This is a genomic window from Candidatus Thiodiazotropha sp. AKIB8 (genome assembly GCF_058244675.1).
Genome location: NZ_JBSYOO010000037.1, coordinates 13,303 through 27,107, shown reverse-complemented (window position 1 = coordinate 27,107; position 13,805 = coordinate 13,303). Strand labels below are relative to the sequence as shown.

Annotated in this window: 10 protein-coding genes; 5 read left to right on the top strand and 5 right to left on the bottom strand. The window is 51.1% G+C overall.

The window, feature by feature from the left end; translation table 11 throughout:
* The first annotated feature begins 112 nt into the window (after nt 1-112).
* Together AC4IFB_RS11020 and AC4IFB_RS11015 are read left to right on the top strand one after the other, a co-directional pair.
* Nucleotides 113-2,290, top strand: coding sequence for a TonB-dependent receptor plug domain-containing protein (locus AC4IFB_RS11020; RefSeq protein WP_490780191.1), 2,178 nt, complete (start codon nt 113-115; stop codon nt 2,288-2,290).
* Nucleotides 2,287-4,545 (top strand): TonB-dependent receptor plug domain-containing protein, encoded by a 2,259-nt coding sequence (locus AC4IFB_RS11015; protein ID WP_490780190.1) that lies wholly within the window; start codon nt 2,287-2,289, stop codon nt 4,543-4,545. The genes AC4IFB_RS11020 and AC4IFB_RS11015 overlap by 4 nt, the downstream gene beginning before the upstream one ends.
* On the opposite strand, the gene AC4IFB_RS11010 is transcribed toward AC4IFB_RS11015, so the two are convergent.
* From AC4IFB_RS11010 to glnE, 5 genes are all read right to left on the bottom strand, one after another.
* A complete protein-coding gene (locus AC4IFB_RS11010; RefSeq protein ID WP_490780189.1) occupies nt 4,539-6,242 on the bottom strand; it encodes a two-component system response regulator in 1,704 nt (567 codons plus the stop codon). The genes AC4IFB_RS11015 and AC4IFB_RS11010 overlap by 7 nt on opposite strands.
* Complete coding sequence (locus tag AC4IFB_RS11005; protein ID WP_490775574.1) at nt 6,239-6,667, bottom strand: response regulator; 429 nt, start codon at nt 6,665-6,667, stop codon at nt 6,239-6,241. The genes AC4IFB_RS11010 and AC4IFB_RS11005 overlap by 4 nt, the downstream gene beginning before the upstream one ends.
* 292 nt (nt 6,668-6,959) lie before the next feature.
* The gene (locus AC4IFB_RS11000) at nt 6,960-7,148 is read right to left on the bottom strand and encodes a zinc-finger domain-containing protein (protein WP_490775573.1); all 189 of its coding nucleotides are present in this window, start codon (nt 7,146-7,148) and stop codon (nt 6,960-6,962) included.
* A 75-nt stretch (nt 7,149-7,223) separates the two neighbouring features.
* The gene (locus tag AC4IFB_RS10995; protein ID WP_490775601.1) at nt 7,224-8,147 is read right to left on the bottom strand and encodes a branched-chain amino acid transaminase; all 924 of its coding nucleotides are present in this window, start codon (nt 8,145-8,147) and stop codon (nt 7,224-7,226) included.
* Nucleotides 8,147-11,032 carry a bifunctional [glutamate--ammonia ligase]-adenylyl-L-tyrosine phosphorylase/[glutamate--ammonia-ligase] adenylyltransferase gene (gene glnE, locus AC4IFB_RS10990; protein WP_490780188.1) on the bottom strand — a complete coding sequence of 962 codons (2,886 nt, stop codon included), beginning with the start codon at nt 11,030-11,032 and terminating at the stop codon, nt 8,147-8,149. The genes AC4IFB_RS10995 and glnE overlap by 1 nt, the downstream gene beginning before the upstream one ends.
* A gap of 353 nt (nt 11,033-11,385) precedes the next feature.
* Here glnE and AC4IFB_RS10985 point away from each other — a divergent pair, with 353 nt between their 5' ends.
* Genes AC4IFB_RS10985 through AC4IFB_RS10975 form a run of 3 tightly spaced genes read left to right on the top strand, consistent with a single transcriptional unit; the run spans nt 11,386 to nt 13,772 of the window.
* The gene (locus AC4IFB_RS10985) at nt 11,386-12,309 is read left to right on the top strand and encodes an ABC transporter ATP-binding protein (protein ID WP_490775571.1); all 924 of its coding nucleotides are present in this window, start codon (nt 11,386-11,388) and stop codon (nt 12,307-12,309) included.
* 3 nt (nt 12,310-12,312) lie between these two features.
* On the top strand, nt 12,313-13,503 hold the full coding sequence (locus tag AC4IFB_RS10980) for an ABC transporter permease (protein ID WP_490775570.1): 1,191 nt from the start codon (nt 12,313-12,315) through the stop codon (nt 13,501-13,503).
* Entirely contained in the window at nt 13,503-13,772 is a 270-nt protein-coding gene (locus AC4IFB_RS10975) for a phosphopantetheine-binding protein (RefSeq protein WP_490780187.1), read from the top strand. The genes AC4IFB_RS10980 and AC4IFB_RS10975 overlap by 1 nt, the downstream gene beginning before the upstream one ends.
* Nucleotides 13,773-13,805: the final 33 nt, after the last annotated feature.

Sequence of the window (13,805 nt, the reverse complement as noted above, 5' to 3'; positions counted from 1 at the left end):
CTCCTAGCTTTATAAGCTCAATCAAGAAAAATGAGCGCAGATCTTATGGCGATAGCCTTTTTGGAATTCTTATTACTATCTCTTCAGCGACTTTACTGAACAGACTGTAAACATGACCACTAGACGCCATAGTAAACTCATCTTCATGTTTTTTCTGAGCTGCCATTTCGCTGCCACAGCAACTGAAGCTCCCCTGATCTCTGATGAACAGATGCAGGAGGCAGAGCGTCTCTTCAGTGGTCCTGTTGAGGAGGACTACTATCGAACCGATGCTGTTTTGGTAAGCGCCACTGGCAGTGCAAAACCGGTATTCCTGGCACCATCTGTTGCAACGGTGATCACAAAAGAGGAGATCAGAGCAATGGGGGCCACTACGCTGGATGAAGTACTGGAAACCGTTCCGGGACTTCATGTCTACATGCCCCAGTCACCCAACTATCAGACCCAGTGGTCCATTCGGGGTATCCACACCAATGCCAATCCCCACGTCCTGCTGCTGTTCAATGGACAGCCGGTTCAGGATCTTCATCGGGGAAGACGCCCCAGTCAAGTTCAGTTACCGGTCAGCATGATCTCAAGAGTGGAGGTCATTCGTGGGCCAGGCTCAGCCGTACATGGCGCCAATGCCTTCGCCGGCACCATCAATGTCATTACCAAGGACGGGCAGGAGATTAATGGCAGTCAAGGTGGATACCGAGGCGGCTCCTTTTCCCGCAAAGATGCCTGGGCACTACAGGGAGGACAGTACCAGGGTTGGGACATCGCAGTCAGCTTAGACATGATGAAATCGGATGGCGATAACGACAGGGTCATCGAACGTGACCTCCAAACCTCGCTGGATGAGAGCTTCGGTACCTCAGCCTCATTGGCTCCCCGCGCCATGGACACCCAACATGACATTCTAAATGGCTACATCGGTCTCAATCGTGAGAACTGGCAGCTCTATCTCTGGGGCTGGCGTGAGAACGACGGGGGCGTCAGAGCAGGACTGGCAAACGCAATGGCCGACGACAACCGTCTTGAGAGTGATACCTTGTTGGGAGATATCAACTATAAAAACGATCAGTGGGCAGAAGAGTGGAGCTTCGACCTCAGTCTCAGTTATCTCTATCTGAAGGCCTCGACCTATTTGCAGCTCTTTCCGCCAGGCTCCCTGCTACCCATCGGTAGTGACGGAAATCTCAGCTTTACCAACCCAGCAACTCTGACGCTGTTCACCGATGGATATATAGGTTTTCCAATACGTACTCAGAACCAGCTCAGTACTGAAAGCAGTGCTTTATATGATGGCCTGGCCCAGCATCAACTTCGGTTTGCACTTGGTTACCAGTACACTGAGACTCGCTATAAAGCCTATCAAAACTGGGGGCCAGGGGTACTCGACGGTACTCAAACCGAGGTTGATGGAACCCTGACCGAGCTCACAGGCGATCCGAGAGTATTCATGCCAGACGTAGAACGCAGGTTATGGTATGTCTCCGCACAGGATGAATGGAATTTTGCAAAAAATTGGGAATTGACACTGGGCGCCCGCTACGACCGCTATTCAGACTTTGGTGGCACATTTAATCCCAGAGCTGCCCTGGTTTGGCAAACCCGCTATGACCTGACGACCAAGCTGCTCTACGGACGCGGATTCCGTGCGCCGAGCTTTACCAATGTACATGCCCAAAACAATCCCATAGGCCTTGGTAATCCTGACCTGGATCCAGAGACCCTGGATACTCTGGAACTGGTCTTCGACTACCGCCCAACGGTAGATTTAAGACTCGCGGCCAATCTCTATGCCTATAATATCAAAGGGTTGATCGAATTCTTACCCGACGATGGGGAGACAACCTCAACATCTCAAAATGCCCGTGACCAGAAAGGTAAGGGGGTCGAACTGGAGGGGGACTGGCAGATTACAGAAACTCTCAGACTCAACTCCAATATTGCCTGGCAGGACTCGAAAGACAAAGAGACAGGAGAGAGAGTGCCCCATGCCCCCAGGCTACAAGGCTACCTCTCTTCCGATTGGCGTCCTGTTCCTGACTGGTCCGTCAATGCACAATGGTTCTGGGTCGGACAGCGGGAGCGAGACAAAGGGGATCCCCGGGACAATGTCGATGACTACAGTATCGTCAACCTTACCCTGCGTCGTCAGCAGTTGTTTGAACATTTCGATGTTTCACTGGCAGTACGCAACCTTTTTGATGAGGATGTACGGGAGCCGAGCACTACAGCTATCCCCGATGATTATCCGATGAAAGGCCGTGAAATCTGGACCGAAGTTCAAATAAGCCTATGAAATATAAACAAAAATCATCTGACAAACCAATCCGTTTCGATGGTCTCTATACGGAGACAGCTCAACACCCTTTCACATCAAGCAGCAGAAATCTGTGTATTTCACTCTTTTTCATCCTTGCCCAGACTTCTACGACCGGCGCTTTCGCGGATACCCCTGTAATCACAGACCAGCAGATGAGAGAGGCTGAGGCGTTATTCAGCGGCCCAGGAGAAGATGACTACTACAGAACCGACGCAGTGCTTGTCTCTGCCACTGGCAGCGCCAAACCAGTATTTCTTGCTCCATCGGTCGCCAGTGTGATCAGCAAAGAGGAGATCCAGGCCATGGGGGCCAGAACGCTCTTTGAAATTCTCGAAACCGTGCCTGGTGTTCATATATCTCCCTCCAGCAATTATGGCCCGCTGATCACCAACATTAATATTCGCGGCATCACTACTGCCCTTAACCCGCAAGTTTTAGTATTGATCAATGGGGTACAGATCAAGGATCTGTGGAATGGTAATCTCGGTCACCGCTTCGAAATGCCTGCTGAGATGATCTCCCGAGTGGAGGTTGTGCGAGGACCAGGGTCAGCAGTACATGGCGCTGACGCCTTTGCTGGCACCATCAACATCATCACCAAAGATGGTCAAGAGATAGATGGTGCCCGTGTAGGACTCCGTCAGGGATCTTTCAACACCTCCAATGGCTGGATGCAGTACGGCACCAACCACCAGGGCTGGGATCTGGTCGCCAGTCTGGAAGCCTTAAAGCAGGGCACAGACGATGAACGAGTCATTGAACAGGATCTTCAATCCACACTGGACGAGAGTTTCGGCACTGAGGCGTCTCTGGCCCCAGGTGCGATGAACCTTGACCAGCGCCTCATCAACTACCATCTCGGTTTAAGTAAAGATAACTGGAGTGCTCGTATCTGGGGCCTTTGGCAGAGAGACGTCGGTGTCGGTGTCGGTGCAGCACCTGTGCTCGATTCTGAGGGAAGTCTGGAGAAGGACATTTACAACCTCGACCTCCTCTACCAGAACCAGGATCTTCACCCGGACTGGGCGTTAAATTTTCGCTTCAACTACAACTACACCGACTACACCAATAAATTCACACTCTTCCCTGCTGGCGCCACTCTGCCTATAGGCGCCGACGGCAACCTGAATTTCAATAACCCAGTCGGGCTCACCCACTTCACAGAAGGATATATTGGCCAGCCGAACAGCAGCAATAAAACTCTCGGCTATGAGGCGACAGGGTTCTACGATGGTTTTGCCAATCACCACTATCGTATTGCAACAGGCTATAAAAAGTTAACATTGGAACCCCATGCAAAGCAGAACTTTGGCCCGGGGGTGATCGACGGCAACCAACCGGTGGTGGATGGCGATCTGACTAATGTCGCCACACCTTATCTCTACGGCCCCAGCAAGACTCGTCATCTCCGCTACCTCTCCCTGCAGGATGAATGGACGCTGACAAGAGGGTGGGATCTGACCCTGGGGGCACGCTACGACAGCTATTCGGACTTTGGTGACACCTTCAATCCTCGGTTCGCCCTGGTGTGGCAAACCCGCTACGACTTAACCACCAAGCTGCTCTATGGCCAGGCATTTCGCCCACCCTCTTTTTCCGAACTCTACGCACAAAACAATCCAGTCCAACTGGGCAATGAGTCGCTAGATCCTGAGACTATTGATACCCTTGAGCTGGCTCTGGACTGGCGACCAACCTCAGACCTGAGACTGGCCACTAACCTATATGCGTATCAGATCAATGATCTGATCGAGGCCGTCCCTGATGCCGACGGCGCCAGTAACACCAACCAAAACGCACGGGATCAAGAGGGACAGGGTGTCGAATTTGAGATCGAATGGCAGGTCAACCAAGCGCTAAAACTCCAGGCGAATGGTGCCTGGCAACAGAGTGAAGATAGTGACAGTGGAGAGGAAGTAGCCAACACGCCAGGATTTCAATACTACGCCCGTGCGAATTGGCAATTCCTACCTAAGTGGTCACTTGATAGCCAGTGGTTCTGGATTGGCGATAGAGCGCGTGCTGAGGGAGATAGCCGCCCCGACATTGATGACTATCAGATCGTCAACCTGACTCTGCATCGAAAACAGATTATGCAATACCTGGATCTGACCATGGCCGTCAGAAACCTGTTTGATGCCGATGTTCGCGAACCGGCCAATTCATCTATAGTCAATGACTACCCAATGGATAGCCGTGGCTATTGGGTAGAGCTGCAACTCAATTATTGATTATCCGGTTCCAATGGTTCAGGCCGCTGAATACCATAACCCTGGGCAAAGTCGACCCCCATCTCCTGTAACACAACACGAGTCTCTTGCCGCTCGACAAACTCTGCAATGGTTTTTAAGCCGGCAACATGGCCAATGGTATTGATCGCATCAACAATCGCCCGGCTCATCTCGTCACCTTCGACCTGCTTAACGAAAGAGCCATCAATTTTCAGAAAATCGACCGAAAGGGACTTTAAATAGGAAAATGAACTGAGACCTGTGCCAAAATCATCCAACGCAAAGAAACAGCCCATCTCCCGTATCTCCTGAATGAAATTCTCAGTAGTACCAAGATTATTGATCGCTGCAGTCTCGGTTACCTCAAAACAGATGGCTTGTGGCGGCACCTTGAGGTGGTTCATCCGCTCCTGAATAAAATTAAAGAAGCCAGGATCACTCAAAGAGGTTCCGGAGAGATTGATAAAATAGAGACGCCCATCATCACAGCGTTCTCTATCTTTCCCCAGATAGGTAAAGATGGTATTAACCACCCAGCGATCCAAACGCTGCATCAGATCGTAACGTTCGGCTGCGGGAATAAACGCACCTGGGGGGATAATCTCACCATCACTGCTGAGCATACGCAGCAGTATCTCCATATGTTTGGGGCTACTGTCGTCAGCCAGAGAGACAATCGGTTGCTGATAGAGTAAAAATCGCTCTTCATTTAAGGCACTGTTTATTCGACTGACCCACTGCATCTCGTCACGTCGTAACGCCAGCTCATCATCTTCTGCGGTGTAGATATGCACACGATTGCGGCCTCGGCTTTTAGCGGCGAAACAAGCCATATCCGCATTACTCAAAACCTCATCACTACTCTTCGTATCTGGTGTAATATCCACCAGACCTATACTGACACTGGTACTAAAAGGCCGGGCATCCCAGATAAACTTGTGTTTCTCTACAGTCTCCCTGAGCATATTCGCCAATACTTCTGCTTGAGGAAGCGAGCAGTTGCTCAATATCACACCAAACTCATCTCCACCCAAACGGGCCAGGAGATCACTCTCCCGAACCTGCTTTTTCAGTAGTGTGGAAACCTGACGCAGTAACTCATCCCCAGCAATATGGCCACAGGTATCGTTAACCACCTTGAACTGATCCAGGTCCAGGTACATGAAAGCGTGGTGCTCCTGGTTACTCCTGGCACTATTGAGGTTCTGATTCAGAGCCTGATCCAGTTCCCTGCGATTTTTCAGGTCAGTCAAAGAATCATGGTAGGCCATATGCTGAAGCTGACTCTCTGCTCTACGTCTTGCAGCTCTGGATTGGGCTTCCAGCAACTCACGCTCGATAGCTGGTCCCAGTCGAGCAAGGTTATCCTTCATGATGTAATCAGCCGCGCCACTTTTCATCATTGATACAGCCAGCTCTTCACCGATACTACCCGAAACAATAATGACCGGAATATCCAGATCGGTGGTACGTACAATTTGCAACGCCTCCTTCGAATCGAAGGAAGGCATGTTATGGTCTGTGATAACCAGATCCCAATGAGTGCCATCCAATGCCTCTTGCAAGGATCTAGAGCTGTCGACCCGAATATAGTGCTCGATTACCCAATCATCTCTCTTCAGATGGTGCAGCAACAGCAAGGCATCATCTTCAGAATCCTCCGCAAGTAACAGACGAATCGGTTGCTTACGCTTCATTTAACGGTTCTCGGCGTCATATTCATGGCCATCCAGTAAGTCACCAGTTTCTGAACCGCTTCAACAAATTGAGTAAAACCCACAGGCTTGCGTATATAACTGTTGGCCCCCAGTTGGTAGCTCTCAACCATATCCTTCTCTTCATCAGATGAGGTGAGCACTACAACGGGGAGCAATTGTGTACGTGGCGACTCGCGAATGATTTTCAACACATCCAGACCACTTAACTTGGGCAGTTGAAGATCTAGGAGCACAACTTTTGGCAGGGGGGCTTTCTCACTCCTTCCAAGCAGATACTCCACAGCTTCACTACCATCACGAGCTACCTGAACCTTGTGTTTTAATTTGTTCTTTTTTAAGGCACGCAGAGCCAACAGCTCATCATCGGGGTTATCTTCAACCAACAGGATGAGATCATTTTTCATAACCGAAGTTTCCCAGGCGGCCATTCACTTTCAAGTAGCAATACAAATAGCAGCAGCCAATATTTTTTTATTAAGGGTATTACTACGCCCATTTGCGCATAGCAGCCAATCACAAAACGACTAATTTCTCCTGCATTGACTCCTGCGCTGTTCAAGCCATTCGAACTCCAAGCAGGCCTTTGAAAACAAATCAATGACTCAGTCCGGAATAGTTTTCAGGGCCAGGCTCCTACCCAACCAGATTAGAGAGGTGCCTCTAATTCAGAACAGTGCGGCCACCTTTACTTTATCGTTAATCACTCAACTGATAAATGGTGCCACAATAGGGGCAGGTAGCAGTGCCGCTCTTTTCAATTGGCAGGTAGACCCGCGGGTGGAGTGAAGCCAGGGTTTCACCAGGTCTTGGACAACTGAGAGGTAGATCGTTTCTGGTGACCTTGTGTACATCCTGCTGTGTTGATTGTTTTTCTGCCTGGGTCATATTTAATTCTCCTGATTAGGGAGTCTCAGCTTGATTTCGAACCGTGGGTGGTTAGAACTATCGGCCAGTGACTTATTAGACATAGGCCAGCCACTCGGGATGGGAGGCCAGACGTCCATGCACCAGATCGAAATAACGCTTCTGCAACTGTTCGGTGATCGGACCACGACCACCCTCACCGATGCTGCGGTTATCAACTTCGCGGATCGGGGTTACCTCCGCAGCAGTACCGGTGAAAAATGCCTCGTCGGCGATATAGACTTCGTCACGGGTGATGCGTTTTTCAATCACCTTGTAGTTCAGCTCTTCAGCAAGCTCAATGACTGTTTTACGGGTGATGCCGTCCAGCGCCGAGGTAAGATCAGGGGTGTAGATCACTCCGTCTCTGACGATGAAGATATTTTCACCTGAGCCCTCCATCACATACCCCTCCGCATCCAGCAGCAGCGCTTCGTCATAGCCGTCATGCAGCGCTTCCTGCAGCGCCATCATGGAATTCATGTAGTTGCCGTTGGCTTTGGCCCGACACATGGTGATATTGACATGGTGGCGTGTAAAAGAGGAGACACGGATACGGATTCCCTTCTCCATATTCTCCGCACCGAGATATGCACCCCACTCCCAGGCTGCAGCCATGCAGTGAACCTTGAGATTGTCAGCTCTAAGCCCCATCCCTTCTGAACCATAAAAACACATCGGCCTGATGTAGGCTGAATCGAGATTGTTCTCTCTGACAACAGCCAGTTGCGCCTCGTTCAAGGTATCCCGGTCAAAGGGCATTGGCATATTCAGTATATGGGCGGAGCGGAACAGACGGTCAGTATGTTCCTGCAGGCGAAAAATAGCGGTACCCTGCTCGGCGTGATAAGCACGCACCCCCTCGAACACGCCCATACCATAGTGCAGGGTATGTGTTAGTACGTGGGTTTTCGCCTCACGCCAGGGAACCATTTCGCCATCCAGCCAGATGACACCGTCACGGTCTGCCATTGTCGACATCATTGAAACTTCTCTCGCTCAACTTCTTTGTTCTGCATCAAGCAGGACCAAATGTCCTGCACCAAGGCCCGTTCTTCGGCAAGCTTTTCACTTTTCACCAGGGCTGGCTGATCCTGTAGCGCGCTACGATGGTAGGCTGCCCGCAGGACTTTGTAGACGCCCATCATACGCTCTGCAGCTTGATTACTCAGTAACCCAAGCTTGGAAAGCGTCTCCAACAGACGAATATTATCGGTCCAGACCAATAGTTCCGGGTGGTCATGAGCCCACCGAAGGACCGTGTATTGAACCATAAATTCTATATCGACGATACCGCCGGTACCCTGCTTTAAATCAAATAGGCCATCATTGCTCTTATCCAGAGATGCACGCATCTTTTCTCGCATCTCAACGACTTCACCCTGAAGCTTATCCCCATCCCGTTGCTCGCTGATAATGGTTCGCCGAATTTCGTTAAAACGTTCACCAACCCTAACATCGCCGGCTACCACTCTTGCCCGTATCAGTGCCTGATGCTCCCAGGTCCAGGCACTCTTCTGCTGGTAGGTTTCAAAGGTCTCTAAAGAGCAGACCATCATCCCGGAGTTGCCGTTCGGGCGCAGACGCATATCGGTCTCGTAGAGAATTCCGGAGGGTGTCCTTGTGGTCATGATATGGATGAAACGTTGGGCCATGCGGGCATAAAAAACGTCAACGGAGACAGGCTTTTTGCCGTCGGTAAAGGCATTTCTATCTTTACAGCCATGCAGAAACACCATATCCAGATCTGAGCCAAAACCAAGTTCGATACCACCCAGTTTACCGTAACCTACCACGGCAAATCCCGTCTCTCCTTCAGATAGCCCAGGGGGCTGCCCATGCCGCCGGAACATCTCCTGATAACTCAGTTGAATCACCCGCTCAATGATCACTTCTGCGATCCAGGTAAGGTAGTCACTGACCACCATCAGCGGAATCTGCTCGGCAATATCTGCAGCTGCCACTCGTAAGCGATTGCTCTGCCCAAACTGACGCAGTCGCTCCATCTGACTCTCCAGATCATCTTCGTCGATGCGGGTGAGCTGTTCCGCCAACTCCTGACCGAGTGCCTCACGCTTGAGCGGCGAGTAGAGTCGCCGGGGATCGAGCAGTTCGTCCAAGAGTATAGGATGGCGTGTCAGCATACTCGCCACCCAGGGACTGATCCCAGCCAGCTTGATCAGTTGAGAGAGCACCATCGGGTTTTCGACCAACAAGGCAATATAAGAGGTGCGGCGAACGACTGCTGCCAGTAGATCGAGCACCCGTGGCAGGGCAACATCGGCACACTCTGATTGACCAACCGCCTGCAGAAGTAGTGGCATCAGTTGATCCAGTCGCTCCCACCCTTTGGCACTTAGCTGTCTACAGGCATGGCTATTACGCAATGCCCCTAACAGATGCAGGGCTTGGTCGGCTTGTTGAAATCCATTTTGCAGCAGAATGGAGGTCGACTGCGCCTCATCAAGCAGCTCATTCCAGACCCCAGTCAAGGGTTGACTCTGCTCCTCGGCTTCAGCTTGAGGTGCGGCAAAGACCATATCGAAATGGCCCTGAACCCGCCTTCTGTGTTGCTCCAGCACCTCAGAAAAGGGATCCCATGCATCAAACCCCATGGATCTGGCAAGACGCCCTCTCCCGGCATCATCGGAAGGCAGTAGATGGGTCTGTTTGTCCTGCCAGGCCTGAATACGATTCTCCACCAGGCGCAGGAAAACATAGGCTTCGGTCAATTCACGAACTACATATTCCGGAACAAGCTCCCGCTCCTGCAATATCTGCAATACCGAAAGAATGGGGCGTGTCTGCAGTGCTTTGTCCCTTCCCCCTCTGATCAGCTGGAAGGCCTGGCCGATGAATTCGATCTCGCGAATACCGCCCGGCCCCAGTTTGATATTCGCCTCCATGCCTTTTTTATGCAGTTCACTACTGATCAACTGCTTCATATCACGCAGTGATTCAATAGCACTGAAATCGAGGTAACGGCGATAGACAAAGGGTCTCAACATGGCCATCAACTCATCACCGGCGGCCGAGTCTCCTGCTACTACCCGCGCCTTGATCATGGCATAGCGTTCCCACTCCCGGGCCTGAGAGCCGTAGTAGCTCTCCATCGCTGAAAAGCTCATCGCCAAAGGGCCGACACTGCCAAATGGGCGCAGACGGGTATCGACCCGAAACACAAATCCCTCTGCGGTATGGTTGTCCAATGCCTGAACAAGCCGCTGGCAGAGACGGATAAAGAACTGTTCGTTGGTCAGGCGTCTTGCCCCATCTGTCGACCCTGTCTCTGGATAGGCAAAAATCAGATCGATGTCAGAAGATAGGTTGAGCTCGCGGGCACCCAGCTTCCCCATACCCAGTACTACCAAAGACTGAGCTTCTCCCTCTTCACTCCTGGGAACACCCATCTCCTTGCAACACCAGCTGTAGAGGTGCTCCATAGCGTGTCCGATAGAGGCGTCGGCAAGCGCGGAAAGATCCTCCAGGGTCTCATCGAGTTCTGCCAGTCGGTTAAGATCACGCCAGATGATGCGTACCATCTGCTCACGCCGGAAGTGCCTGAGATGTTTCGCCAGAGCTGCCTCATCTGAGACGCCCTCTAGAAGCTCAGCAAGCAGGGAAGAGATCTCTCCGGCCTGAAAAGAGCGATCCAGCAGATTTTGTTGAAACAGATCCAGAAGTAGTGCCGGGTATCGAGTGGAGACCTGAGCAACGTACTCACTGGCCTCCCAAACAACCTTCAGGCGACTGATGAATGCTTTATCCTCAGGTGGGCTCAATTCGGCCTCAGTCAGCTTTTCACACCACTGTTGCCACTGTTTATTATTCTCTTTTTGCTCTGGCTCCACGGCTGCTCTCATCATCAGATTTATTGTAGCGGCATCCAGTCAGGTTACACCTGAGCGGGGATTGAACCAACCCCACTATCGATCACGGCGAACCGGAACAGCGCGGAGTCTTGCATCAAATGCCGGATCAATCATAGATCGGGTTAACGATTATTGCCAAGTGGTAACAAATCACATAGGGTTGCAGCCTTCAGCAGCGGGTTTCGAGGCGTTACCAGAGCCGAAATTATAACCTGTAAGTACGCTTTGAGTTTCTACTCAGCTTGGTCAAACTACACTTTAATTACCCAAATTCCAGATGGCATTCAGAAGATACAAACAAGCCCCACTGCAAACCGTCCGGGTCTAATTTTCGGCTTAGGTCAAGCATGATAAACCTTCAACATATCGATTATCACTACCCGCAGAGCCCCCCTCTGTTCGATGATCTCAATCTGGAGATTCAGAGGGGCTCCCTGTTTGGGTTATTAGGACCCAATGGCGCTGGCAAGACCACCCTGATCTCATTGATGACTGGGCAACGTAAACCCAGCAGCGGCGATATCCGCATTAATGGCGAAACTTACCAGAGTAATCGGGGCAGGATTCTTGAAAAGCTGGCACACATCCCACAGGAGTATGCTTTTTATCCCCAGCTCACTGTGATGGAGAATCTGCAGTTTTTTTCCAGTCTCTATCCCAAACAGGGTCGCCAAAGCCCGCAGCTCATCGATGAAGCACTGAAACTGACCGGTTTGGCTGACCAGGCAAAAAAGCTGGCCAAACATTTTTCCGGGGGGTTGAAGCGACGCCTCAACCTGGCAATAGGCCTACTCAACAGACCTGAACTGATCTTTCTAGATGAACCCACAGTCGGCATAGACCCTCAATCCCGCCACTTCATCCTGCAATCGATCCGGGCCTTGAACAAGGCGGGCAGCACCATTGTCTATACCAGCCACTATATGGAGGAGATCGAACAACTCTGTGACGAGGTGGCGATCATGGATCATGGACAAATTCTGGTACATGGCCCTCTACAGAAGATTCTCGAAAGAGATCCCCTTTTGACTATCGAGCTGGAAGCAGAAAAAGATGAAAGTCTGCTTCATCAGCTCAGCGATGCGCTAGAGATACGCGGCTTTAAGTTGTCAGAACGAACCATTATCGGCCACCCCAAAGATGAAGGTGAGATCGCTGAACTACTTCAATCCATCGATGCCCTGGGTATCAATGTGGTCACACTCTCCTATGGCAAACATACCCTCGAAAAGCTCTTTTTCGAACTGACCCATACCCGGTTAAGGGACTGACCCATGCTGATTGCTGTAATCAAGAAGGAGCTGCTGCTGGTATCCAGGGATATTCACGCTCTGCTGGTTCTGTTTCTACTGCCGATTGTGTTCATTCTTATCATGTCCATGGCCCTCCAGGATCGTATGAGCCCGGAGAGCAAGGATCAGCCAAAGGTTGGGCTTTGGGTCGAAAACGGAGCCGATCAGAATAGTGACCTGACCCAGACATTCAGCCATCTCGAAGGTTTGAGGGTCGAACAAGTCAACAGCCAGGATCAGTTAACCCAACTGCTGGTTAGTGGGGAGATCCTTGGCGGGATCATTCTCCCTGCACAGTTTTCAAAATCCATCGACTCCCCGGTTACCGATAAGAGCGAAAAATTACAGATCATCTATGCCGCCAGCCTGCCCAACTCACTGCGACGCTCAATCCTGGGTGCAGTCCGTGAAGCCCTTGGCGCCTATCAGGTGAACAAACTGTTTGAATATGACGACCTCACCCAATCCCAACGTCAGGCCCGTGTCGATCACCTGCTCGGCCGATCGCTGGTCACATCCCAGACCCAGGGCAGCGACCTTGAATCACAACCCAACTCAGTCCAGCAGAGCGTTCCTGCCTGGTTGATCTTCTCCATGTTTTTTGTCGTCCTGCCGATATCCACCACGCTACTTACTGAGCGGCAGCAAGGCACCCTGCAACGGCTGCAAACCTTGCCAGTCCCCAACAGCTATCTGCTAATCGGTAAAATCATTCCCTACCTCGGCATCAATCTGGTACAGGCTGCATTGATGTTACTGGTAGGCATCTACCTCGTTCCTTTGGTAACAGGCGAAGGCCTTCATCTGGTTGGAGAGACCTGGCTGCTGGCGCCGCTGATTTTAACCACCAGCCTGTCTGCAATCAGTTTTGCCTTATTGATCGCGACCCGCGCCAAAACCACGGAACAGGCCACCACGCTGGGTGGTATTAGTAATCTTATTCTGGCGGCTATTGGTGGTATCATGGTGCCAACTTTTGTGATGCCCGAACTGATGCAGCAGATAGCCGCGCTCTCACCCATGAACTGGGCATTAGAGGGCTTCTTCTCCATCCTTTTGAGACAGGGGGGATGGGCCATGGTCGGGCCCGAGATCCTCAAACTGCTGGCATTCTCCGGCTGCTTGTTCTTACTCTCACTCTACTCATACCGAGGCCTGACGGACACTAAATAATGAAAGGTTCAACGGATACACAGTTTAAACTGGAACTAAAACAGATGATCGTGGATGAATGTCGGTTAGACGAATTCGATCCTCAGGAGATTAAGGATGACGAATATCTTGCTGGGCCGGACGCCCGCTTTGGACTCGACTCAATCGACATGCTCCAGGTTATAGTGACAATAAAGAATCGATATGGGGTACATATCCAGAATGATGCGGAATCGAGAGAGATTCTCGCCACAATCAACAACCTTGCCGACCACCTGCACCCAGAGTAACCCATGAATTCTGCTAGTGTGCCTCGTCATAGA

Bases quoted from the DNA above. Each gene is read 5' to 3' on its own strand.
- AC4IFB_RS11005 (WP_490775574.1), bottom strand. From the start codon at position 6,667: ATGAAAAATGATCTCATCCTGTTGGTTGAAGATAACCCCGATGATGAG.
- AC4IFB_RS11015 (WP_490780190.1), top strand. From the start codon at position 2,287: ATGAAATATAAACAAAAATCATCTGACAAACCAATCCGTTTCGATGGT.
- AC4IFB_RS11000 (WP_490775573.1), bottom strand. From the start codon at position 7,148: ATGACCCAGGCAGAAAAACAATCAACACAGCAGGATGTACACAAGGTC.
- AC4IFB_RS10980 (WP_490775570.1), top strand. From the start codon at position 12,313: ATGCTGATTGCTGTAATCAAGAAGGAGCTGCTGCTGGTATCCAGGGAT.
- AC4IFB_RS10975 (WP_490780187.1), top strand. From the start codon at position 13,503: ATGAAAGGTTCAACGGATACACAGTTTAAACTGGAACTAAAACAGATG.
- AC4IFB_RS11010 (WP_490780189.1), bottom strand. From the start codon at position 6,242: ATGAAGCGTAAGCAACCGATTCGTCTGTTACTTGCGGAGGATTCTGAA.
- glnE (WP_490780188.1), bottom strand. From the start codon at position 11,032: ATGATGAGAGCAGCCGTGGAGCCAGAGCAAAAAGAGAATAATAAACAG.
- AC4IFB_RS10985 (WP_490775571.1), top strand. From the start codon at position 11,386: ATGATAAACCTTCAACATATCGATTATCACTACCCGCAGAGCCCCCCT.
- AC4IFB_RS10995 (WP_490775601.1), bottom strand. From the start codon at position 8,147: ATGTCGACAATGGCAGACCGTGACGGTGTCATCTGGCTGGATGGCGAA.
- AC4IFB_RS11020 (WP_490780191.1), top strand. From the start codon at position 113: ATGACCACTAGACGCCATAGTAAACTCATCTTCATGTTTTTTCTGAGC.